The organism is Stenotrophomonas maltophilia (genome assembly GCF_047782825.1).
GTDB lineage: Bacteria > Pseudomonadota > Gammaproteobacteria > Xanthomonadales > Xanthomonadaceae > Stenotrophomonas.
The window spans coordinates 1,807,345-1,828,963 of record NZ_CP180589.1; the positions used below are offsets into that span (position 1 = coordinate 1,807,345).

General features: G+C 68.1%; 22 protein-coding genes. 18 read left to right on the forward strand and 4 right to left on the reverse strand.

All coding sequences use genetic code 11. The features are described from left to right. The first annotated feature begins 115 nt into the window (after positions 1-115). From ACM2ZB_RS08355 to map, 13 genes are all read left to right on the forward strand, one after another. Positions 116-799, forward strand: coding sequence for a response regulator (locus ACM2ZB_RS08355; protein ID WP_313435529.1), 684 nt, complete (start codon positions 116-118; stop codon positions 797-799). Next, a complete protein-coding gene (locus ACM2ZB_RS08360; protein WP_416058131.1) occupies positions 796-2,175 on the forward strand; it encodes a sensor histidine kinase in 1,380 nt (459 codons plus the stop codon). The genes ACM2ZB_RS08355 and ACM2ZB_RS08360 overlap by 4 nt, the downstream gene beginning before the upstream one ends. Before the next feature lie 77 nt (positions 2,176-2,252). After that, complete coding sequence (locus ACM2ZB_RS08365; RefSeq protein ID WP_416058132.1) at positions 2,253-3,092, forward strand: alpha/beta hydrolase; 840 nt, start codon at positions 2,253-2,255, stop codon at positions 3,090-3,092. After that, positions 3,092-3,451: an EamA family transporter gene (locus ACM2ZB_RS08370; RefSeq protein WP_416058133.1), complete on the forward strand. Its 360-nt coding sequence runs from the start codon at positions 3,092-3,094 to the stop codon at positions 3,449-3,451. Before ACM2ZB_RS08365 ends, ACM2ZB_RS08370 begins: the two co-directional genes overlap by 1 nt. Beyond that, positions 3,448-3,876 (forward strand): DMT family transporter, encoded by a 429-nt coding sequence (locus ACM2ZB_RS08375; RefSeq protein ID WP_416058134.1) that lies wholly within the window; start codon positions 3,448-3,450, stop codon positions 3,874-3,876. Before ACM2ZB_RS08370 ends, ACM2ZB_RS08375 begins: the two co-directional genes overlap by 4 nt. 24 nt (positions 3,877-3,900) lie before the next feature. Beyond that, the gene (locus ACM2ZB_RS08380; protein ID WP_416058135.1) at positions 3,901-5,109 is read left to right on the forward strand and encodes a DegT/DnrJ/EryC1/StrS family aminotransferase; all 1,209 of its coding nucleotides are present in this window, start codon (positions 3,901-3,903) and stop codon (positions 5,107-5,109) included. 168 nt (positions 5,110-5,277) lie between these two features. Next, positions 5,278-5,964 (forward strand): MtnX-like HAD-IB family phosphatase, encoded by a 687-nt coding sequence (locus ACM2ZB_RS08385; RefSeq protein ID WP_416058136.1) that lies wholly within the window; start codon positions 5,278-5,280, stop codon positions 5,962-5,964. A 24-nt stretch (positions 5,965-5,988) separates the two neighbouring features. Then, positions 5,989-7,389, forward strand: coding sequence for an aspartate aminotransferase family protein (locus ACM2ZB_RS08390; protein WP_313435515.1), 1,401 nt, complete (start codon positions 5,989-5,991; stop codon positions 7,387-7,389). A 29-nt stretch (positions 7,390-7,418) separates the two neighbouring features. Further along, positions 7,419-8,483 (forward strand): GNAT family N-acetyltransferase, encoded by a 1,065-nt coding sequence (locus ACM2ZB_RS08395; RefSeq protein ID WP_416058137.1) that lies wholly within the window; start codon positions 7,419-7,421, stop codon positions 8,481-8,483. A gap of 3 nt (positions 8,484-8,486) precedes the next feature. Beyond that, the gene (locus ACM2ZB_RS08400; RefSeq protein ID WP_416058138.1) at positions 8,487-9,371 is read left to right on the forward strand and encodes a hypothetical protein; all 885 of its coding nucleotides are present in this window, start codon (positions 8,487-8,489) and stop codon (positions 9,369-9,371) included. A 97-nt stretch (positions 9,372-9,468) separates the two neighbouring features. Continuing rightward, a complete protein-coding gene (locus ACM2ZB_RS08405) occupies positions 9,469-9,828 on the forward strand; it encodes a bleomycin resistance protein (protein WP_416058139.1) in 360 nt (119 codons plus the stop codon). 67 nt (positions 9,829-9,895) lie between these two features. Continuing rightward, a complete protein-coding gene (locus ACM2ZB_RS08410) occupies positions 9,896-10,108 on the forward strand; it encodes a ParD-like family protein (protein ID WP_416058140.1) in 213 nt (70 codons plus the stop codon). Between the two features lie 10 nt (positions 10,109-10,118). Further along, positions 10,119-10,907: a type I methionyl aminopeptidase gene (gene map, locus ACM2ZB_RS08415; protein ID WP_416058529.1), complete on the forward strand. Its 789-nt coding sequence runs from the start codon at positions 10,119-10,121 to the stop codon at positions 10,905-10,907. Here map and ACM2ZB_RS08420 read toward each other — a convergent pair. After that, on the reverse strand, positions 10,904-11,521 hold the full coding sequence (locus ACM2ZB_RS08420; RefSeq protein WP_416058141.1) for a LysE/ArgO family amino acid transporter: 618 nt from the start codon (positions 11,519-11,521) through the stop codon (positions 10,904-10,906). The genes map and ACM2ZB_RS08420 overlap by 4 nt on opposite strands. A 103-nt stretch (positions 11,522-11,624) precedes the next feature. Here ACM2ZB_RS08420 and ACM2ZB_RS08425 point away from each other — a divergent pair, with 103 nt between their 5' ends. From ACM2ZB_RS08425 to ACM2ZB_RS08445, 5 genes are all read left to right on the forward strand, one after another. Continuing rightward, on the forward strand, positions 11,625-12,518 hold the full coding sequence (locus ACM2ZB_RS08425) for a LysR family transcriptional regulator ArgP (RefSeq protein ID WP_416058142.1): 894 nt from the start codon (positions 11,625-11,627) through the stop codon (positions 12,516-12,518). Positions 12,519-12,608: 90 nt separating this feature from the next. After that, positions 12,609-14,006: a TolC family protein gene (locus ACM2ZB_RS08430; protein ID WP_416058143.1), complete on the forward strand. Its 1,398-nt coding sequence runs from the start codon at positions 12,609-12,611 to the stop codon at positions 14,004-14,006. Then, positions 13,999-15,012 carry an HlyD family secretion protein gene (locus tag ACM2ZB_RS08435; RefSeq protein WP_416058144.1) on the forward strand — a complete coding sequence of 338 codons (1,014 nt, stop codon included), beginning with the start codon at positions 13,999-14,001 and terminating at the stop codon, positions 15,010-15,012. The genes ACM2ZB_RS08430 and ACM2ZB_RS08435 overlap by 8 nt, the downstream gene beginning before the upstream one ends. After that, entirely contained in the window at positions 14,997-16,184 is a 1,188-nt protein-coding gene (locus ACM2ZB_RS08440; protein ID WP_416058145.1) for an ABC transporter permease, read from the forward strand. Before ACM2ZB_RS08435 ends, ACM2ZB_RS08440 begins: the two co-directional genes overlap by 16 nt. Next, positions 16,181-17,317 carry an ABC transporter permease gene (locus ACM2ZB_RS08445; RefSeq protein ID WP_416058146.1) on the forward strand — a complete coding sequence of 379 codons (1,137 nt, stop codon included), beginning with the start codon at positions 16,181-16,183 and terminating at the stop codon, positions 17,315-17,317. The genes ACM2ZB_RS08440 and ACM2ZB_RS08445 overlap by 4 nt, the downstream gene beginning before the upstream one ends. Here ACM2ZB_RS08445 and ACM2ZB_RS08450 read toward each other — a convergent pair. The 3 genes from ACM2ZB_RS08450 to ACM2ZB_RS08460 all read right to left on the reverse strand — a co-directional run bounded on the left by ACM2ZB_RS08450 (position 17,286) and on the right by ACM2ZB_RS08460 (position 21,557). Then, positions 17,286-18,662: a hypothetical protein gene (locus ACM2ZB_RS08450; RefSeq protein ID WP_416058147.1), complete on the reverse strand. Its 1,377-nt coding sequence runs from the start codon at positions 18,660-18,662 to the stop codon at positions 17,286-17,288. The genes ACM2ZB_RS08445 and ACM2ZB_RS08450 overlap by 32 nt on opposite strands. Positions 18,663-18,811: 149 nt before the next feature. Next, the gene (locus ACM2ZB_RS08455; protein ID WP_313435491.1) at positions 18,812-19,180 is read right to left on the reverse strand and encodes a glycine zipper 2TM domain-containing protein; all 369 of its coding nucleotides are present in this window, start codon (positions 19,178-19,180) and stop codon (positions 18,812-18,814) included. Positions 19,181-19,337: 157 nt separating this feature from the next. Beyond that, entirely contained in the window at positions 19,338-21,557 is a 2,220-nt protein-coding gene (locus ACM2ZB_RS08460) for a methyl-accepting chemotaxis protein (RefSeq protein WP_416058148.1), read from the reverse strand. Positions 21,558-21,619 lie beyond the last annotated feature (62 nt).

The following is a 21,619-nucleotide window of genomic DNA, read 5'->3' on the forward strand; positions in this document are numbered from 1 at the left end:
CGGCGCGCGCAGGCCGCGGCAGGCGCCACCTTCACCCGGTTTGCCGCTACCCTCGGCAGCCGAGACGCCGGCCGGTCCGCACCGGGCCGGCGGGACCGCCCCCCAGGAGCCCTGCATGCGCGTGCTGATCGCTGAAGACGACCCGGACATCGCCTCCGGTCTGTGCGCGTCGCTGCGCCGCCAGGGCCATGTGGTGGACCATGTGGACAACGGCGCGCATGCCGATGCGGCGTTGGGTTCCACCCAGTACGCGCTGCTGGTGCTGGACCTGGGGCTGCCACAGCTGGATGGCCGCGACGTGCTGCAGCGCCTGCGCCAGCGCGGTGACGGCCTGGCCGTGCTGGTGGTGACCGCCCGCGATGGTCTGGCCGAGCGGGTGCGCGTGCTCGACCTGGGCGCCGACGATTACCTGGTCAAACCTTTTGCCCTGGATGAGTTCGAAGCGCGCGTGCGCGCGCAGCTGCGCCGGGTCACCAGCAACGGCAACCCGGACCTGCGCATCGGCCGCCTGCGCCTGGACCTGGCCGGGCACCGCGTGTGGATCGACGACCAGAGCCTGGAACTGACCGCGCGTGAGTTCGGCCTGCTGTCGGCCCTGGCCGTGCGTGCCGAGCGCATCGTGTCGCGTGCGCAGCTGGTGGAAGCCCTGTGCGACTGGGGCCAGGACCTGACCGACAACGGCCTGGACATCGCCCTGCACCGCCTGCGCCGCAAGCTGCAGCCCGGCGGCATGGGCATCCGCACCGTGCGCGGGCTGGGCTACATGCTGGAAGACGGCCAGGGCGACAGCACCCCGTGATCAGTGGCCCGCCCAGCCTGCGCCGGCGCCTGCTCGCCTTCCTGGCGCTGCCGATGCTGGGCCTGCTGGTGTTCAACACGGTAGTGGCCTATTACGTAGCGCTGGATTATTCCAACCGCATCCACGACCGCAACCTGACCGACGACACCCATTCGTTCGCGCAGATGCTCAGTGGCATGCCGGTCAGCAGCGACATCTCGCCACAGGCGCAGTTCCTCATCGAATACGACCCGGACGGGCATCGCTACTTCAACGTGGACAGCAGCCGTTTCGGCACGATCAGCGGCAATGCCGATTTCAGTGCGTACGCACCCTCGCAGGACTGCGAAGGCGTGCACCCTGCCCTGTACGACGGTGAGTTGAACGGCCAGCAGGTGCGCATGGCCACCGTCTGCACGGTCGCCATGAGCGACCCGCAGGACCAGCTGGCGGTGACCGTGGCCGAAAGCATGGCCGACCGCCGTGCGCGCGCACGCGAGATCCTGCTGATCATCATCCCGCTGATGACCATGCTGGCACTGGGCATGGCGGCGCTGGTCTGGTTCGGCGTCACCTATGGCCTGCGCATCCTGACCCCGCTGACCACGCGCCTGGCCCAGCGCCGCGGCAAGCTGGAGCCGATTTCCGATGCCGACGTGCCCGAAGAGATCCAGCCGCTGATCAGCACCATCGACGGCCTGTTCGCGCGGCAGTCGGAAATGATCACCCTGCAGAACCGCTTCATCGCCGATGCCGCCCATCAGCTGCGCTCCCCGTTGGCCGGCATGGCCCTGCACGTGGACCAGGCGCTGGCCCATGGCGATGCGGACACGGTGCGCGAGGCCCTGCAGCACATCCGCCGGCTGAACCAGCGCACCGCCCGCGTCAGCACCCAGCTGCTGGCGCTGAGCCGCGCGCAGACCGTGCCCGAAACCGTGGAGGCACTGGACCTGTCCGAGCTGGTGCCGCAGTGGGTGGGCATGCGCGTGCCCGAAGCGATCCGCGATGGCATCGACCTGGGCTACCAGGGCAGCCAGCAGCCCCTGCGCGTGCTGGGCAACGGCGCGCTGCTGCACGAGGCGCTGGACAACCTGATCGACAACGCCCTGCGCTACGCCGGCCGCGAGGCCACGGTGACCGTGGGCGTGCATGCGCTGGATGACAACGACGTGGAACTGCACGTGGACGACAACGGCCCCGGCGTGCCGGAGGACATGATGCCGCGGCTGGGCGAGCGCTTCTTCCGCGCCCCCGGAACCACCGCCAGCGGCACCGGGCTGGGCCTGGCCATCGCCCATGAGGCGGTGGAGCACCTGGGCGGCCGCCTGCAGTACCTGAACCGGCCCGGCGGCGGCTTCAAGGTCGCGATCATCATTCCGCTGCTGAAGGGCCCCTGACCCGCCCCGGCGGCTGAAAGGCTGGCGAAAATCGGGCTTGCCATCCTGCGCTTCCCGATTGCCGCCGGAGCCGCCAGGTGACCGCATCCCATGAGTTCTTCCTTCCCGGTGGCCCGCAGGGCGTGCTGCTGGTGCATGGCCTGACCGGTACGCCGGCGGAAATGCGCATGCTCGGCAAGGGCCTGAACAACGCAGGCTTCACCGTGCACGGCGTGCAGCTGCCCGGCCACTGCGGCACCGTCGAGGACCTGCTGCAGACCCGCTGGGAGGAGTGGTACCAGGGCGTGGAAGACGCCGCCGCGCAGCTGCGCGGCAAGGTCGACCAGCTGTTCGTGGGCGGCCTGTCGATGGGCGCGCTGCTGGCCCTGGCCCTGGCCGCACGCCGCCCGGACTGGGTGTCCGGCGTGGGCGTGTACGGCGCCACCTTCCGCTACGACGGCTGGAACATTCCTGCCGTCGCCCGTTTCTCGTTCCTGCTGCCGTGGTTCAAGCGCTTCAACATCGGCCGCGACCGCATGTTCATGGAAGAACCGCCGTATGGCCTGCGCGATGAGCGCCTGCGCGCACAGGTCAGCGCAGCCATGCTGTCCGGCGACAGCGCCGCCGCCGGCCTGCCCGGCAACCCCTGGCACGCCCTGGCGGAAATGCGCGCGCTCAGCCACTGGACCCGGCGCCACCTGCACCAGGTCACTGCACCGTGCCTGGTGATGCATGCACGCGAGGACGACGTGGCCAGCATGGGCAACGCCGAACTGGTGATGTCGCGGGTGAGCGGCCCGAAGGAACTGGTGGTGCTGGAAGACAGCTACCACATGATCACCATCGACCGCGAACGGCGCGAAGTCATCCGCCGCAGCGCGCGCTTCTTCGCCGCCCTCGCCGAACACGGCGACACCGCCCTGCAGGCCGTGGCCTGATGGGCAGCCTCGCCACCCTGTTGTGGCTGGCCAACGTGGTGCTCGACACCGGCGGCCAGCTGGCGTTCAAGGCCGCCGCCAGCGACCCGCGGGATGCCGAAGGCCTGCAGCGCTGGAAGCACATGTTCAGCCGCCCCTGGCTGTGGCTGGGCATCGCCTGCTATGTGCTGGAATTCGTTGCCTGGATCGCGTTCCTGTCGCTGGTGCCGCTGTCGCAGGGCGTGCTGCTGGGCTCGATCAACATCGTCGCGCTGATGATCGCCGGCCGCGTGCTGTTCCGCGAGAAGCTCACGCCGTTGCGGGTGACCGGCATGCTGCTGGTCAGCGCCGGCGTAGCCGTGGTGGGGGCCGGCGCATGAGGCGGCTCTACCTGGTCGGTTTCCCGCTGCTGATGGCCTTCGATACCCTGGCCCAGCTGTGCTTCAAGTACGCCGGCGACGCTGCGCTGCCGGTCGAGGCCAACACCGCCTGGCTGCTGCGCGTGCTGTCCCAGCCCTGGGTGTACGGCGCGATGCTCGGCTACATCGGCGCGTTCTTCACCTGGATGAGCCTGCTGCGGCATGCACCGATCGGCCCGGCCTTCGCCGCCTCGCACCTGGAAGTGATCAGCGTGCTGCTGCTGTCGGCGTGGCTGTTGAAGGAGCCGCTCAGCCTGTACCACCTGGTCGGCGCGGTGCTGATCGTGGCCGGCATCGTCTGCCTGGGCCGCGCCGAGGCCGATGATCCGCACAGCCCTGCGGACAGCACTGCAGCGGGCACACCGGCGGCCGACAACCGTGTGTGAGCCGGCGGCGATGAGGCTGCGGTCGTGAATCTGTTCCCGCGCGAACTGCCCCCCACCGCCGGTCTGCCGATACAGGCCAGCGATTTCTTCCCCGGCGGCGGTGACCTGGTCGACATCCTGGCCGCGCAGCTGGGTACGCCTCCGTTGCAGCTGACCTGTTCGGGCACCCATGCACTGCTGATCGCCCTGCGCACGCTGCGCCAGCGCGCACCGCGCCGCGACACCGTCATCCTGCCGGCCTACACCTGCCCGCTGGTGCCCATCGCCGTGCACAGCCTGGGGCTGCGCGTGCAGCTGTGCGACACCCGGCCCGGCCACTTCGACTTCGACCCGGGCCAGCTTGCACGCCTGGCCGATGCCCGCACGCTGGCGATCCTGCCCACCCATCTGGGCGGGCGTATCGCCGATGTCGAGCTGGCCTGCGAGGTCGCACACGCGGCCGGCGCCTGGGTGATCGAAGACGCAGCGCAGGCACTGGGCGCGCGGGTGGGCAACAACAGTGTCGGCCTGCGCGGCGACATCGGCTTCTTCAGCCTGGCGGCAGGCAAGGGCCTGAGCCTGCACGAAGGCGGCCTGCTGGTCAGCGGCGATGACGACCTGCGCCATGCGCTGGCCGCGCATGCCGACACCCACGTGCGTTTAAGCCTGCGCTGGGAACTGCTGCGCTGCATGCAACTGCTCGGCCTGGCGGCGTGCTACCGCCCCTCCCTGCTGTCGCTGGTGTATGGCAACGCCCTGCGCAGCGCGCTGCGCCGCGGCGATGTGGAAAACGCTGTCGGCGATGTCTTCCCGCTGCAGATTCCGCAGCACCGCGTCAGCCGCTGGCGGCAGAACGTCGGTGCCCATGCCGCGCGGCGCCTGCCCGCATTCCTGCAGGCCAGCCGCCTGCGCGCCCTGCAGCTGCGCGTGCAGCTGGCACAGGTGCCGGGCGTGGAAGTGGTGGATGGCCTGCCCGGCACCGGCGGTACCTGGCCGATGCTGATGCTGCTGCTGCCCAGCCAGCGCGCGCGCGATGCTGCGCTGGATGCGCTGTGGTCGCGCGGGCTGGGCGTCAGCCGCATGTTCGTGCATGCCCTGCCCGACTACGCCTACCTGCAGGGCGTGGTGCCCGCTACCCCGGTGCCGCATGCGCGGGACTTCGCCGCGCGCATGCTGACCCTGGGCAACAGCGCATGGCAGACCCCGCAGGACACCGCCACCCTGCTCGCCGCACTGGCCCGCGCACTGGCCTGAAATGCCTTTTTTCAAGTCACTTCGCGCATTCATCGCCACGGCTTCCTGAACGTTTCCAGCATCGTTGCGTGAAGGCTTTCAGCAGGAAAGGAACGAGAAAGGCGGCCTGCCTACATTGAGCCTGCCCTGGCCCCGTGCCGGATGTTTTTCACTTCGACGGACCTGCCCATGCACTGGAGCATCCTGTGTGACTTCGACGGCACCATCAGCCTCGAAGACGTCATCGACGCGCTGCTGGAAACCTACGGCCAGCCCGGCTGGCAGGAACTGGAAGAGCAGTGGAAGGCCGGCACGATCGGGTCACGCGAATGCATGCAGGGCCAGGTGCGCCTGCTGCAGCTGGACCCGGCCACGCTCGATGCGCACCTGGACCAGGTCCGCATCGATCCGGGCTTCATCGACTTCGTGACGTACACCCAGCAACTGGACGTGCCCCTGCGCATCGTCAGCGATGGCCTGGACTACGCCATCCACCGCATCCTGGCCAACCATGGCCTGCCGCCGCTGCCGGTGGTGGCCAACCACCTGCGCTGGTGCGGCGACCACTGGGAACTGGACGCCCCGCACCAGGCCGATGGCTGCCGCAGTGGCACCTGCAAGTGCGCCATTGCCGCCCACGCCCGCGCCAGCGAAGCGCCGCGCGTGCTGATGATCGGCGATGGCACCTCCGATTTCTGCGTGTCCGAGCACGCCGACTACGTGTTCGCCAAGCGGCGCCTGGTCACCCATTGCCATAACGCCGGCATTCCGCACACGGCCATCAACACCTTCCACGACGCCATCGCACTGCTGCCCCGGCTGCTTGAAGGCAGCCTGCTGTCCCCCTCCCTGCCGCACCTGCTCGCCACTGCCTGACCTCCTTCCTCCGGAACCGTATCGATGAATATCTTTGACAAGAACGCCAACGCCGCCGCCAGCGACGCGCAGCTGCTGGCCGATGAAGCCCGCTACAGCTCCTTCGGCGATACCGTGCACTACGTCGACCCGCCGAAGATCTTCCAGCGCGGCGAAGGCAGCTACATGTTCGACGGTGCGGGCATTGCGTACCTGGACCTGCAGATGTGGTATTCGGCCTGCAACTTCGGCTACAGCAACAAGCGCCTCAACGATGCGCTGAAGGACCAGATCGACACCCTGCCGCAGGTGGCCAGCCAGTACCTGCACCCCACCCGCGTGCAGCTGGCCAAGACCATTGCGGTCGACATGCACGACAAGTTCGGCCTGGATGGCCGCGTGCACTTCAACGTCGGCGGCGCGCAGGCCATTGAGGATTCGCTGAAGATCGTGCGCAACGCGCGTGGCGGCAAGAGCCTGATGTTCGCCTTCGAAGGCGGCTACCACGGCCGCACCCTGGGTGCTTCCGCCATCACCTCCAGCTACCGCTACCGTCGCCGTTACGGCCACTTCGGCGAGCGCGCGATGTTCATCCCGTTCCCGTATCCCTTCCGCCGCCCCAAGGGCATGACCCCGGACGAGTATTCGGACCACTGCGTGTGGCAGTTCGAGCGCCTGTTCGAGAGCGAATACAACGGCGTGTGGGATCCCAAGGTCGGCCAGGCCGAGTACGCCGCGTTCTACGTCGAACCCATCCAGGGCACCGGCGGCTATGTCATCCCGCCGCGCAACTTCTTCACCGGCCTCAAGCGCGTGCTGGACAAGTACGGCATCCTGATGGTGGTCGATGAAATCCAGATGGGCTTCTGGCGCACCGGCAAGCTGTGGTCGATCGAACACTTCGGCGTGACCCCGGACGTGCTGGTGTTCGGCAAGGCGCTGACCAACGGACTGAACCCGCTGTCCGGCCTGTGGGCGCGCGAGGAACTGATCAACCCGACCGTGTTCCCGCCGGGCTCCACCCACTCCACCTTCAACTCCAACCCGCTGGGCACCCGCCTGGGCCTGGAAGTGCTGAAGCTGGGCAAGGAAATGGACTACGAGCGCACCGTGCCGGAAAAGGGCGGCTACTTCCTCGATGGGCTGCGCGGGCTGCAGAAGCGCCACCCGGAAATCGGCGATGTGGACGGCCTGGGCCTGGCCCTGCGCGCGGAAATCTGCCAGGCCGACGGCTTCACCCCGAACCGGGAACTGCTGGACCGCATGGTCGATATCGGCCTGGCCGGTGACCTGCTGCATGACGGCAAGCGCATGGGCCTGGTGCTGGACGTGGGCGGTTGGTACAAGAACGTGATCACCTTCGCGCCGTCGCTGGACATCAGCTACGAAGAGATCGACCTGGCCATCACCCTGCTCGACCAGGCCCTGACAAAGGCCAAGGGCTGAGGCTGGATGCGCAGCCGGTTCCCGCGTCGATGGAGATGACCTCGCGCACGTCCAGCACCGCGCTGGAACCGGCCGCGCTGCTGGAGGGCTTCCTGGCCCACCCGCCGCTCGGCTTCGAGGCGGGCCGCCTGCCCAGCGGCCTGCCAACCTTCCGCGCGCCGCTGGACCTGACCACCACCATGGATGACACGCTGCGCGGCAAACTGCTGGGCCTGCCGCTGTCGCGCCTGTGGCGGCCCTGGATCACCTGGCAGACGCGCTTCATCGGTGCCACCAGCACCGAGTACACGCCAATGCCGGCGCATGTCGCACCGCAGGCGCTGGCCGAGGACGTGATGCGTCACGCCACCGGCGATACGCGCCTGCTGGTGGTCAAGGACCTGGCCATCGATTCGCCGTTGCTGGATGAGGCAGCCAACGCCCACAGCAGCGCCTTCCTGCAGGCCCTGCGCGAACGCGGCTTCGTGGAACTGGAAGGCATGCCGCTGGCCTGGGTGGCCATCGATTTCGATTCGCTTGATGGCTATCTCGGCCGCCTGTCGTCGTCGCGGCGCAAGAACATCCGGCGCAAGCTGCGTTCGCGCGATGCCCTGCAGATCGACTGCCTCGCCACCGGCGATCCGCGCTTGGCCGATCCGCACCTGCAGGCCGAACTGCATGCGCTCTACCTGGGCGTGTACGCGCAGAGCGCGGTGCACTTCGACCAGCTCACGCCGGCCTACTTCCAGCATCTGCTGGGTGACAGCCTGGGCCAGGGGCGGCTGTTCCTGTACCGCCATGAAGGCCGGTTGATCGGCTGGAACCTGTGCTACGTGCATGCCGGCAAGCTGGTGGACAAGTACATCGGCCTGGCCTACCCGCAATCACGCGAGCACAACCTCTACGCGGTCAGCTGGATGCACAACCTGGACTACGCGCTGCAGCACGGCCTGAGCCACTACGTGGCCGGCTGGACCGACTCACGCATCAAGGCCGAACTGGGGGCCCGCTTCACTTCCACCCGGCATGCCATCCACGCGCGGTCGCCGCTGCTGCGCGCCGCATTGAAGAAGCTGGCCCCGCACCTGCAGGGCGAGCCGGATGGAGGTGGCTGAGCGATGCCCCCCCGTTCCCCGCTGATCCTCGATCTGGACGGTGGCGTGCTGCCACTGCCCAACGCACGAAGCATGGCCCTGCCGCAGTGGCATGACCCGCTGCGCTTCGCCTGCAGCCACGCAACCCTCGCCCGCTTCGCCGATGAGGTGCTGGCACCGCTGCCAGCGCAGCTGGGCACGGTGATGCTTGGCAGCGGCGACTTCCACCATCTCAGCCTTCCGCTGCTGCGCCGCCTGCGCCCGCAGCCGCGCTTCCAGCTGGTGGTGCTGGACAATCATCCGGACAACATGCGCTTCCCGCTGGGCATGCACTGCGGCTCCTGGGTGAACGCAGCCAGCAAGCTGGCACAGATTTCCCACGTCCACGTCCTTGGCATCACCTCCGGCGATATCGGCCTGGGCCATGCCTGGGAAAACCACTGGCGGCCGCTGCTGGGTGGAAAGCTGACCTACTGGTGCATGGACGTGGATGTGAGCTGGGGCGCGCGTGCAGGGCTGGGGCGGGCGTTCCGCCGCTTCGAGCACCCCGACGCGCTGGTGGCCGCCTTCGCCGCCGAGCAGGCGCGCGCGCCGCAGCCGACCTATCTGTCGATCGACAAGGATGTGTTCGGCGAAGACGTGGCGCGCAGCAACTGGGACCAGGGCCGCTTCCAGCTGGACGATGCACTGGTGGTGATCGAGTCACTGCGCGCCGGCGGCCTGGTCGGCAGTGACATCACCGGCGAGGTTTCACTGGCCCATTACCAGAGCCGCTTCAAGCGCTGGCTGTCGTCGCTGGATGGGCAACCGGAGGTCAGCGCCGAGGATCTGCCTGCGTGGCAGGCGCAGCACCAGCAGGTGAACCGCGAACTGCTGGCGGCCATCGCCACCGTGCCCACGGCCGGCTGACCGCGCGTGTAGAGCCGAGCCCATGCTCGGCTCTGAGAACAACAGCCGAGCATCGGCTCGGCTCTACACTGGGCACTGCCCTCCCGGAACCTGCCTCATGCCCCAGACCGTCATCCCGCAGCTGCGCATGCTGCATGCCGATACCACCCTGCCGTTCTACGTACAGGGCCTGGGCTTTACCATCGACTGGGAACACCGCTTCGAACCCGGCCTGCCGCTCTTCACCCAGCTCACCCGCGACGGCCAGACCCTGTTCCTGACCGAACATGCCGGTGACTGCCAACCCGGTGCCGCGGTCTACTTCAAGGTGGACGATGTCGATGCGCTGTTCCGCGCCTTCAGCACCGCCGGCGTGCCCATCCCGCAGCCGCCGCACGACACCGAATGGGGGACCCGGGAAATGCTGCTGGTCGACCCCAGCGGCAACCGCCTGCGCTTTGCCACCCACCGCGACTGAACGGCGCCGGCTTGAGTCGATTATATGAAACGTATACGCTTCATATAAACCCATTCGAGAACCCGTCATGGGCATCGTCAACATCGATGACACCCTGCACGACCAGCTGCGTCGTGCCTGCACCGTCTCCAGCCGCTCGATCAACGCCCAGGCCAACTTCTGGATCCGGGTCGGCATGCTGTGCGAACTGAACCCGACCCTCAGCTTCCAGGACATCGTCGCCAGTGAACTGCGCGCAGCCGGCGTACAGCCGCAACTGCTGCCGCCGGGGCAGGCCTGAGCGCATGGGTATCATCAAGCGCCCCGATGAAATCGAGCTGATGGCCGAATCCGGCCGTCTGCTCGCGCAGGTATTCGCCGCGCTCGATGCCCTGCCGCTGGCAGGCCGCAGCACGATGGACATCAACGACTTCGTCGAACGCATGATCGTCGATGAGCTGCAGGCGCGACCGGCCAGCAAGGGCCAGTACGGCTTCCCGTACGTGCTCAACACCTCCATCGACAACGTCATCTGCCACGGCGTGCCCAGCCACGACGATGTGCTGCGCAGCGGCCAGATCGTCAACCTGGACATCACCCTGGAAAAGAACGGCTACATCGCCGATTCCAGCACCACCTACCTGGTGGGCGAGGTCGACTATGCCGCGCGCAAGCTGGTGAAGGTGGCCTACCAGGCCATGTGGAAAGGGATCGCCGAAGTGCGTCCCGGCGCACGCCTGGGCGACATCGGCCACGCCATCGCTCGCCATGCACGCGGCCACGGCTACAGCGTGGTGAAGGAATACTGCGGCCACGGCATCGGCCACGAAATGCACGAAGAGCCGCAGATCCTGCACTACGGCCACGCGGGCACCGGCATGGAACTGCAGGAAGGCATGGTGTTCACCATCGAACCGATGCTCAACCAGGGCAAGGCGGCCATCCGCCAGCTGCCGGACGAATGGCCGGTGTACACGCGCGACGGCAAGCTGTCGGCGCAGTTCGAACACACCGTGGCGGTGACCGCGCAGGGCGTGCGCGTATTGACCCTGCGCCCCGGCGAAACGCCGCTGTGCGCGGTGGACGGCCTGCACGCCTAGAGCGGGCGCAGCAGCAACAGCAGGACCAGAACGCCCATGAACAGTGCGATGAAGGCATCCAGCACGCGCCAGGCCACCGGCTTGCGGAACACCGGCTGCAACAGGCGCGCACCATAGCCCAGCGCGCAGAACCAGGCCACGCTGGCCACGCAGGCGCCGGCAGCGAAGACCCAGCGCAGGTTGCCTGGATAACGCGTGGACAGGCTGCCCAGCAGCACCACCGTATCCAGATAGACATGCGGGTTGAGCACGGTGAAGGCCAGGCAGGCCAGCAGCACCTGGCGCCGGCTGCCACCACCGCTGCTGTCGGCGGCTGCCAGCGCACTGCCACCGCGCCACGCGCGCAGACCGGCCTGCAGGCCGTACCAGAGCAGGAAGGCCGCGCCGCCGAAGCGCAGTCCCTGCAGCAGCAAGGGCCATTGCAGGACCAGCGCGCCCATGCCACCCACACCGGCCAGTATCAGTGAGATGTCCGCGCCCATGCAGGCCAGCACCACCGTGCCCACGTGCTGCCGCTGCAGGCCCTGGCGCAGCACGAAGGCGTTCTGCGCGCCAATGGCGATGATCAGGCCTGCGCCTGCAAACAGGCCGGCCAGCGCCGCTGCGATCCACATGCGTTTTTCCTTTTCCGGATGGACGCGCAGGGTGCGGCCATCGACCACGTTAAGGCCAGCTGGTTTTTCTTTATCCTGTGCAGAAAAACTGAAGAGGCCCGGCATGGACCTGGTACACCCGCAACTGGCCGCCTTCGCCGCCGTACTGGAGGAAGGCAGCTTCGAGGCCGCCGCGCGGCGCCTGGCCATCAGTCCGTCGGCGCTGTCACAGCGCATCAAGGCGCTGGAAGACCGCCTGGGCCAGGTGCTGCTGGTGCGGCAGGCGCCGTGCCGGCCCACTGCCGCAGGCGAGGTGCTGCTGCGCAGCGTGCGCCCCATGCAGGTACTGCAGAGCGAGGCACTGGCCGAGCTGCTGCCCGAACGCGGCCACGATGCCACCCGCACGCCCATTCCCCTGGCCGTCAATGACGATTCGCTGGATACCTGGTTCGTCGCCGCCATCGCCGAGCTGCATCAGCGCCATGGCTACCTGTTCGACCTGCGCATGGACGACCAGGACCACACCCTGGAACTGCTGCGCGATGGCAGCGTGCTCGGCGCGATCACCGCCGCAGGGCGTGCGCTGAAAGGCTGCAACCTGCACCCGCTGGGCGCGATGCGCTACCAGGCCATCGCCTCGCCTGCATTCGCGCGCCAGCACTTTGCCAAGGGCATGCACGCCGACGCGCTGGCCCACGCACCGATGATCGTGTTCAACCGCAAGGATGACCTGCAGGCCCGCTTCGTGCGCCGCCTGACCCGTGCCCGCCTGCAGCCCCCGGTACACTACCTGCCCTCCTCCACCGGTTTCGTCGAAGCCGCCGCACGCGGACTCGGCTGGTGCCTGGCACCGGAAACCCTGGTCGCCCCAGCCGTTCGCGCCGGCCAGGTGGTGGTGCTGGAACCCCGCCGATGGCTGGATGTACCGCTGTACTGGCAACACGCCGCCGTGCGCTCAAGCACGCTGCAGCACATCACCCAGGCGCTGCACGCCGCCGCCCGCGGCACCCTGCGTTGATACAAGGACGAACCCGATGAGGCACTGCGCAGACCCTGGCTTCACACGCCGGCCACTACCGTTTCCCCACTTCTTCACCACAGGGATGGCGTGCGCGTGAGCGGCCGGGTAACAAGGATGCAGCGTGCGCTCGGCGCCGCCCTGCTGGCGGGCCTGCCACTGGCCGCGTTCGCGCAGGCCGGGGCGGACGCGCCGGCACTGCAGTGGGAACAGGCGCGGCAGCGATTGGAACAGGTCTCCGACGCCCTGGCCGCCGCCGATGCCGGCGTGCGCAACAAGCAGGACCTGCAGGAAGCCACGCGCCTGCTGCGGTTGCCGGAGATCACCGGCGAAGTGCGCCGCCTGCAGTTCCAGAAGACCCTCACCCTGCCGCTGGGCTCACTGGCACCGGTGGCCGAGGCCTATGGCATCGATTCGCCGTTGTCCTTCACCGAACGCGACTGGCGCACCCGCCCGGTGGTGACCGCGGTTCTGCCGCTGTACACCGGCGGGGTGATTCCGGCGGCACAGCGCGCGGCCAGCGCCGCCAGCGAACAGGCCAGTGCCGAGCGCGAAGCCCAGCGCCAGTCGCTGACCGTGCAGCTGGCCCAGGCCTACTTCGGCCAGCGCCTGGCCGAACAGGCCGTGGACGTGCGCCGCGAGGTACGTGATGGCCTCAACCGCCACCTGTCCGATGCGGAGAAGCTGGAACGCGAAGGCTTCGCCACCCGCGCCCAGCGCCTGCAGGCCACCGTGGCCCGCGACAAGGCCGAGCGCGAGTACCAGAAGACCGTCAACGACCTGGCCACACTGAAGGCCGCGCTGGCCACCCTGCTGCGCAGCGGTGGCGACGTGCAGCCGCTGTCGCCGCTGTTCGTGCAGCGCGCGCCGCTGGAACCGGTGGCCAGTTTCGAGCGCACCGCACAGGCACGCCAGCCACAGATCCGCCGCCTGCAGGCGATGGTCACCCAGGCCGAACAAGGCGTGCGCGTGCAGCAGGCCAAGCTCAAGCCGCAGATCTTCGCCTTCGGCCAATACGATTTCCGCCGCCGCGATGAAATGCTGACCGACCCGGACTGGGCCTTCGGCATCGGCCTGAAGTACACCTTCCTCTCGCCCAGCTCGCGGCCGGCACAGATCAGCGCCGCACGCGCACAGCAGGAACAGGCCGAGGCCGGCCTGCGCGAGGCCGAAAACCAGGTCGCGCTGGGCGTGCGCAAGGCATGGAACGAACTGGAAACCGCGCGCCAGCAGTTCGTGCTGCTGGACAGCAGCATCGCCCAGGCACAGGAAAACCTGCGCCTGCAGGAACTGGCCTTCCGCGAAGGCCAGGCCACATCGCTGGATGTGATCGATGCGCGGCTGGGCCTGGGCGGCGCCCGCGTCGAGCGCGCGCAGGCCGCCTATCAATACGATATCGCCCTGGCGCAGTTGCTGGAGATCAGTGGACAGATGGACCGTTTCGAAGACTATCGGCGCCGTGCGGACGAGGTGATCGACCATGAGTGATGTATTGCACGACGAATCCGGGACGCCGCCGGGCAAGCGCCGCGTGGGCATCCTCCTGGTGGTGGTCCTGCTGCTGGTGGTGGTGCTGGGCCTGTGGCTGGCCTGGCGCAGCCCGGCCGACCAGATCCAGGGCATGGCCGACGCCGACACCGTCAACGTCGCCGCCAAGATCACCGCGCGCGTGGCCGAACTGAAGGTGCGCGAGGGCGACCGCGTGCAGGCCGGGCAGATCGTGTTCCTGCTGGACAGCCCGGAAGTGGCGGCCAAGGAACAGCAGGCCCACGGCGCCCTGGCCGCCGCGCAGGCCGTGGCCGACAAGGCCGATGCTGGCGCGCGCAGCGAGGACATCCGCGCCGCCGAGGCCAACTGGAAGCGTGCCGAGGCCGGTGCCACCCTGGCCGAAGCCACCGCCAGCCGCGTGCAGAACCTGTTCAACGAAGGGGTGATGACCCGGCAGAAGCGTGACGAAGCGCAGGCCCAGGCCACCAGTTCGCGCGAACTGGCACGCGCAGCGCGCGCGCAGTACGACATGGCCCTGGCCGGCGCACGCGAGCAGGACAAGCGCGCCGCACAAGGCCAGGTGCAGCAGGCGCAGGGCGCGGTGGCCGAAGTCAACGCCGCCCGTGCCGAGGTGGAAGGCCGCGCACCGGTGGCCGGTGAAATCAACAAGCGCATGGCCGATCCGGGTGAACTGGTGCCCGCCGGGTATCCGGTCTTCACCCTGGTCGACATCGATCGCATGTGGGTGTCGATGAACCTGCGCGAATCGCAGATGCAGGGCCTGAAAGTGGGCAGCACCCTGCGCGGCAGCATCCCCGCCCTCGAGCAGGACGCCGAGTTCAAGGTGTACTTCATCAACCCCGCCGGCGATTACGCGACCTGGCGCACCACCCGCCAGTCGTCCGGCTACGACGTCCGCAGCTTCGAGGTGCGGGTGCGCCCGGTACGCCGCATCGAGGGCTTCCGCCCCGGCATGAGCGTGCTGTTCGCATGGCCCCAGCACTGAGCCCGGACAGCGGTGGCTTCGGCGCGTCCTGGCGGCGCGAACTGCACGCGCTGCGCCGCAGCCGTGCCGATCTGCTGCTGGTCACCCTGCTGCCGCTGCTGATGCTGCTGCTGATGGCGTGGATGTTCAGCCCTTCGGTGATGCGCGATGTGCCCATTGCCGTGGTCGACCTGGACCACAGCAGCGACAGCCGCCTGCTGCTGCGCATGCTCGATGCCAGCCCCGGCGTACGCATCGCCAGCCAGCCGACGGACATGGAAGACGCGCGCGCGCAGCTGCGCCGCCTGCAGGTGTACGCCATCGTGCTGGTGCCGCGCGATGTCACCCGGCAGGCGCTACGCGGCCAGCAGGGCACGCTGTTCGCCTATTACAACGCCACCTACATGACCACCGGCCAGTCCGCTGCGCGCGACATCGGTGATGCCGTGGCCGCCTGGAACGCGCGCCTGCTGCGCGAGCGCATCGGCCTGCAGGTCGGGCCGGGCAAACTGCGCGCCGCACCGATCGCCGTGCAGTCGGACATCCTCTACAACCCCGCGCGCAGCTACGAGCTGTTCCTGCTGCCGCTCATCTTCCCCGCCGTGCTGTCGCTGGTGCTGGCGCTGGCGGTGGCCGGCAGCCTTGGCCGCGAGATCCGCGATGGCACCCTGCCCGCCTGGCTGGGCCGCACGCCCTGGTCGGCCATCGCCGGCAAGATCACGCCCTATGTGCTGCTGTTTTCGCTGTATGGCGCGCTGGGCGTGGCCTACCTGGCCTGGCTGCGGGGCGATGGCATTGCCGGCAGCGCGGCACTGCTGCTGGTCGGCCAGCCGCTGTTCTACCTGGCCACCGCGGCGTACGCACTGTTCTTCGTCGGCGTCACCCGTGACATGGGGACAGCGTTGTCTGCCGTGGGCCTGAGCATCGGCACCGCGCTGGCCTTTTCCAGCGCCACCTTCCCGGTCATCGATGCACCGCTGTTCACCCGCGTCTGGCACCTGCTGCTGCCGCTCAGTGCCTACATCAAGCTGCAGACCCAGCAGCAGTTCGTCGGTGCGCCGCTGGCGGTGTCGCTGTGGCCGCTGGGCACCCTGCTGCTGATGATCCTCATCGCCGGTGGCATCGGTGGCTGGCGCCTGCTGGCCTTCGCGCGCAGCGCGCAGGCCGCGCAACCCGCAGCGGCCGACGCATGAGCGCGGTCTGGGCCAGCCTGCGGCAGACCCTGATGGCGGTGCTGCTGGACCGCTACGCCATCGTGGTGATGGTCGGCGCGGTCATCCTGTACTCGTTCTTCTACCCGGCCGCGTACCGCCACCAGGTGGCCGGCAACCTGCCGATCCTGGTGGTGGACGAAGACCACAGTGCTACCAGCCGCGAGCTGCTGCGCAGACTGGACGCGCTGCGCGTGGCCCACGTGGTTGGCCAGCCGGCCGACATCGACAGCGCGCGCCAGCAGCTGGAAGCCGGCCACGCCGAAGGCATCGTGCTGATTCCCGCCAACCTGGAACGCGACATCCTGCGCGGGCACCCGGCCAAGCTCGTACTGCTCGGCAATGGCGCCTACCTGGGCCGCGCCAGCTGGGTACTGGGCAGCGTGGCCGATGCGCTGGGTGCGTTCGGGCGCGAGGCCGCGGTCACCCAGGCCGCCTTCATGGGGGCACCGCAGGCGCCAGCGGTCACCCTGGTGCAGCGGCCGCTGTACAACACCCAGGAAGGCTACGGCAGCGCCATCGTGCCGGGCGTGGCCGAACTGATCGTGCACCAGACCCTGTTGATGGGCATCGGCGTACTGCTCGGCGGGCGCCGCCTGGCCCTCGGCCGACGCTTGCGCTTCGACCTGCCGACGCTGGCCGGCATGGCACTGGGCTTCGGCCTGATCGGCCTGTTCGGGTTGTTCTACTACGCCGGGTTCACCGCCTGGGTGCAGGACTACCCGCGCGGCGGCAATCCGGCCGGGCAACTGCTGGGCGGCACGCTGTTCATCGCCGCCACGGTGGCCTTCGGCCTGTTCGTGGGCAGCTTCTTCCGCACCCGCGAACGCGCCTTCCAGTACGTCATCGCCACGTCCATTCCATTGTTCTTCCTGGCCAACCTGTCCTGGCCCACGGTGATGACCCCGCAACCACTGGTATGGCTGTCGCAGCTGCTGCCCACCACCTCGGGCATCAACATGATGGTGCGCCTGACCCAGATGGATGCGCACCTGGCGGATGTCAGCCACGAGCTGATCACCCTTGGCGTGCTGTTGCTGCTGTACGGCAGCCTCGCCCTCTGGCGCCTGCACGGCGCCGCGATCAGGGGTCCGGGGCGTACCAGAACGGGATGAAGTATTCGCGCCGGCGATCCGCGCCGCGCTCCGGGCCCTCGCCATTCCACAGCAGGTGCAGGTCGTGCCGGCCCGGTGCCAGCCCGGCCATCGGCAGGTAACCGGCCAGACCGCGCATATCGAGGTCGCGCCGCTCCATCGGCACGAAGGCGTGCAGGTCAACGGGGCTGCCGTCCAGCTGCACCGTCCAGAGCTGGGCCAGGCAGTCCACCGCTGCGGTCGCGGCCGCCGCATCCTTGGCTTCATTGCGCCCACCAGGCAGTGGCGCACAGCGCTCACGTGCCACCGTGTTGTCGCGCTGCGGGCGGTGCGGAATGAACAGCCGCAGCTGCGAGCCACTGATGGTGTCAGCCGGAATCATCGGGTACGGCAGCAGCTGGTCGTGTGCCGAGCGCATCGATTCGTAGTGCGCGCTGAGCATGCCGTGGTCGACCGCTTCTTCAGTGATGACCTGGTAGCGGTTGAACAGCGAGAACTTCACCGAACCCGCCACCTGCAGGCCACCGAGCATCATCGCCACCATGATCGCGCCCATGTACGCCACCATGAAGTAGCGCGAGCGCAGGTTGCTCTGCATCGTCAGCTGCATGGTCTGGATCAGGCGCAACAACGGCACCCGCTGCAGCCCCCCCAGCACCCAGTGCAGCACGCGCTGCTGGCGTTCGGTCGGCCGCCCACGCGCCTGCTGCCATGCGATGGATTTCTCCAGCAGGGACGGCAACACGCCAACAAACAGCAGGCCCGCCAGCATGACGCAGACAAACACCGTGGCCGCTGTTTCCGAGCCACCCGACACCGCGGCTACCGCCATCGCCAGGCCGAGGATGACGATCGCCATCACCAGGGTGCCAGCCAGGGTCTGCACGCACATCAGCGTGGTGGAGAACAGCATCGTCGCTAGCCGGTCCGCACGCTGGATGCTGCCATCCAGGCCCCCGTCACGGGAGCGCATGAACGCACGCGCGACCGGCCCCATCTTCGGCAGGTGGTCCCAGTCGATACCCTTCGGGAAGTGTGACTTCAGGCCGACCAGGCCGATCCAGAATCCGCGCACGGTCAGGTGGGCGATCAAGGCCACCGCCAGCACGTAGCACATGCCCACGCTGATGCTGAAAGCGAACCACAGCACCTGGAAGTACATGCCTTCGGTGTGCAGGCTGCTGCGCGCCCACGCATCGAACAGGTAGCCGGGCACGGCCAGCAGCGCGAACGCCAGCAGGCCGGAAATGAACAACTCAAGCTCATCGGTGCGTTCGCGCAGACGGCCGAAGCGCGTGCTCGGCTCCTGGCCGCCTTCGGTATCGGGCGCAGGCGTTGCAGGGTCGACCGCAGGCGATTCGTTCACAAGGCGTTCATCCGTGGAATTCGCCGCAGTATAGGGGGCGTGTCGTGCCCGGCGATACGCCCGCCCACAACCTCGAACGCCGGCCCTGGGGCCGGCGTTCGAGGTACCGCATCGTGGAAGGGAGCGGGTGTCTCAGTCGTGCGTTGGGCTCAGCGGTAGACGCGCTCGCAGCGGCGTTCGACCACACGGTCACCGGTCTTGTTCTGGTGGTTGCCCTGGATCTGCCGGCCGGCTGCACCGCCAGCCACGGCACCGGCCACGGTTGCGACCTTCTTGCCGTTGCCGCCGCCCACCTGGTTGCCCAGCAGGCCGCCGATCACCGCGCCTGTGGCAGTACCGGCAATGCGGTTGGGGTCGCGCGAGTTGCGCTGCACTTCAACGTTCTTGCAGACCACGCGGCTGCCATCGTTGAACTTGCGACCTTCGTCACGCGGGCCGTAATTCTGCGCGCCCGCAACCGACGAGGCCGCCAGCAGGGTGCCCAGCAGCAGCACGCGAATGGAAGTGTTCATGGCCATCTCCTGTGTTCCGGTATGGCGCCAGTGTCCCGCTGGGGATGACAAACGAAGGTGAAATTGGCGTGGTCGCCACTTCATCGGCCATGGTGGGTTCAGCAAGAAAATCGCGCCCGCCGGTGACCCAGCATCACCGGCGGGCGCCGTCTCCCCTACCGGCTCAGAACTCCTCCCATCCCCCGCCATTGGCCGCCAGCGACGGTTCGATGCGGGTCGACAGCAGCGGCTTGCGCACGCTGGGTGCCGCGGCAGCGACGGCGGCCAGCACCGGGCGTACGGCCGCGCCCGCAGCCGCCGCGCCGGTGCGGAACACCGATACCGCTTCGGCCAGCAGGCCCGCCTGCTCTTCCATCGACCGCGCCGCCGCGCTGGCCTCTTCCACCAGCGCCGCGTTCTGCTGGGTGGTCTCGTCCATCTGCATCACGGTCTGGTTGACCTGCTCGATGCCCGAACTCTGTTCCTGCGACGCCGCAGAAATCTCGGCCATGATGTCGGTCACCCGCTGCACCGACGCCACGATCTCGCCCATCGTGCTGCCCGCCTGGCGCACCAGCGACGATCCCTGGGCAACCTTGCCGACCGAATCCTCGATCAGGCCCTTGATCTCCTTCGCTGCCCCGGCCGACCGCTGGGCCAGCGTGCGCACTTCGCTGGCCACCACCGCAAAACCACGCCCCTGTTCGCCGGCACGTGCTGCTTCCACCGCCGCGTTCAACGCCAGGATGTTGGTCTGGAACGCAATGCCGTCGATGACCGAAATGATCTCCGCGATCTTGCGCGACGCGGCCTCGATGCCGGACATCGTGGTCACCACCTGGCCGACCACTTCGCCGCCCTGCGACGCGACTCCGTGTGCCCCGATCGCCAGCTGGTTGGCCTGGCGGGCGTGTTCGGCGTTCTGCTTCACCGTGGAGGTCAGTTCCTCCATAGATGCTGCGGTTTCTTCCAGGTTCGCCGCCTGCTGTTCGGTGCGCCGCGACAAGTCGGTGTTGCCCGACGCGATCTCGCCTGCAGCCAGATTGATGCTGGCTGCACTGGTCTGGATGCGCCCGATGATCTGGGTCAGCTGCTCCACCGTGGCGTTGCAGTCATCACGCATGCGGGCGAATACCCCGTGGAACTCGCCCTGCATGCGTACGGTCAGGTCACCGCGGGAAATCGCCTGCAGCAGGGTGGACACCTGCATCAGGTTCTCATCGGTGGTCTGCATCAGCCGGTTCAGGCCGGCCACCATGTCGCGGAAGTCGAAATCGAAGCGCGCTTCGTCCCCGCGCAGGCTGAAATCACCGGCCGCCGCTGCCGTGGCCAGGCGGCGGATCTCGCCGTTGATCGCCGACAGACTGGCCTTGGTCTCGTCCATCGCCTGGGTGATGGCGGCCTTCTCGCCGGGCAGCGCATCCATGTCCACCGACAGGTCGCCGCGCGCGTAGTGCTTCATCACGTCGATCAGGCGGTTCTGCACCTGCACATGCGAGCCCACCAGCTGGTTGGTCTCGTGCACCATGCGCTGGTAATCGCCGGGGAAGGCCGCAGCATCCATGCGGTAGCTCAGGCTGCCGCCATCATGCTGCCGCGCCATCTCATTCTGCGCGGCCATGACCGCCTGCAACTGCCCCTGCATGCGCTGCATGGACTTCAGCAGCTGGGTGACTTCATCGTTGCCCGACGCATCGATCGCATTGTCCAGACGGCCGTTGGCGATGCCATCGGCCAGCTTCACTGCCCCCTGCAGCGGACCGGTCAGGCTGCGGGTGGTCGCCCAGGCCGCCAGTGCACCCAGCAGCAGGCTCAGCACCCCGAAGACGATGGCCAGCGTGCCGGTCCAGGCCTCGGTTGCGCGGTAGTCCTCGCGGCTGCGTTCGGTCAGCACTTCCTGGTGCTTCAGCAGGCGGGTGATGGCCTGGTTCCAGGCCGTGGCCAGCCCCTGCTCGGCCAGCAGCTCCTGCGCTGCGCCATCGAAGTCGCCGGCCTTCATCCGTTCCTGCAACTGCTGCGAGGACGCGTCGATCGCCTTGCGTGCGGCATCGATCCTGGCCACCAGTTCGTCGCCGGTGGCATCGCGCGGAATGGCGATGTACTTCGTCCAGATGGCGTCGTAGGCCTGGCCCAGTTCGCGTGTGCGCTGTTCGTCCTGATCGAAGCCCTCACCGCGCTTGATCACCATCAGCCGCCGATGCATCAGCATCGCGTTGTTGGTATCCAGCATCTCGTTCAGCATGCGCATCTTGACCATGTTCACGCCCACCACTTTCTCGAACTGGGCGGACTTCAGATGGTTTCCGTAGAGCACCAGGCCAATGATGGCCAGGATGAACAGCAGCAGCAGACCAAAGCCGGCCGACAGCCGGGAACCTACACGGAGGTTGCGTAAGGCGAGCATCTCAATTCCTTATGATCGTGTCCTACCCACGGTGGCGGCGCGGCCTGCGGAATCTTTATGCC

What these genes read in the sequence shown, in the direction of transcription:
- ACM2ZB_RS08355 (WP_313435529.1), top strand. Translation starts at nt 116, where the DNA reads ATGCGCGTGCTGATCGCTGAAGACGACCCGGACATCGCCTCCGGTCTG.
- ACM2ZB_RS08370 (WP_416058133.1), top strand. Translation starts at nt 3,092, where the DNA reads ATGGGCAGCCTCGCCACCCTGTTGTGGCTGGCCAACGTGGTGCTCGAC.
- ACM2ZB_RS08375 (WP_416058134.1), top strand. Translation starts at nt 3,448, where the DNA reads ATGAGGCGGCTCTACCTGGTCGGTTTCCCGCTGCTGATGGCCTTCGAT.
- ACM2ZB_RS08385 (WP_416058136.1), top strand. Translation starts at nt 5,278, where the DNA reads ATGCACTGGAGCATCCTGTGTGACTTCGACGGCACCATCAGCCTCGAA.
- ACM2ZB_RS08390 (WP_313435515.1), top strand. Translation starts at nt 5,989, where the DNA reads ATGAATATCTTTGACAAGAACGCCAACGCCGCCGCCAGCGACGCGCAG.
- ACM2ZB_RS08395 (WP_416058137.1), top strand. Translation starts at nt 7,419, where the DNA reads ATGGAGATGACCTCGCGCACGTCCAGCACCGCGCTGGAACCGGCCGCG.
- ACM2ZB_RS08400 (WP_416058138.1), top strand. Translation starts at nt 8,487, where the DNA reads ATGCCCCCCCGTTCCCCGCTGATCCTCGATCTGGACGGTGGCGTGCTG.
- ACM2ZB_RS08405 (WP_416058139.1), top strand. Translation starts at nt 9,469, where the DNA reads ATGCCCCAGACCGTCATCCCGCAGCTGCGCATGCTGCATGCCGATACC.
- ACM2ZB_RS08410 (WP_416058140.1), top strand. Translation starts at nt 9,896, where the DNA reads ATGGGCATCGTCAACATCGATGACACCCTGCACGACCAGCTGCGTCGT.
- ACM2ZB_RS08420 (WP_416058141.1), bottom strand. Translation starts at nt 11,521, where the DNA reads ATGTGGATCGCAGCGGCGCTGGCCGGCCTGTTTGCAGGCGCAGGCCTG.
- ACM2ZB_RS08425 (WP_416058142.1), top strand. Translation starts at nt 11,625, where the DNA reads ATGGACCTGGTACACCCGCAACTGGCCGCCTTCGCCGCCGTACTGGAG.
- ACM2ZB_RS08435 (WP_416058144.1), top strand. Translation starts at nt 13,999, where the DNA reads ATGAGTGATGTATTGCACGACGAATCCGGGACGCCGCCGGGCAAGCGC.
- ACM2ZB_RS08440 (WP_416058145.1), top strand. Translation starts at nt 14,997, where the DNA reads ATGGCCCCAGCACTGAGCCCGGACAGCGGTGGCTTCGGCGCGTCCTGG.
- ACM2ZB_RS08445 (WP_416058146.1), top strand. Translation starts at nt 16,181, where the DNA reads ATGAGCGCGGTCTGGGCCAGCCTGCGGCAGACCCTGATGGCGGTGCTG.
- ACM2ZB_RS08455 (WP_313435491.1), bottom strand. Translation starts at nt 19,180, where the DNA reads ATGGCCATGAACACTTCCATTCGCGTGCTGCTGCTGGGCACCCTGCTG.
- ACM2ZB_RS08460 (WP_416058148.1), bottom strand. Translation starts at nt 21,557, where the DNA reads ATGCTCGCCTTACGCAACCTCCGTGTAGGTTCCCGGCTGTCGGCCGGC.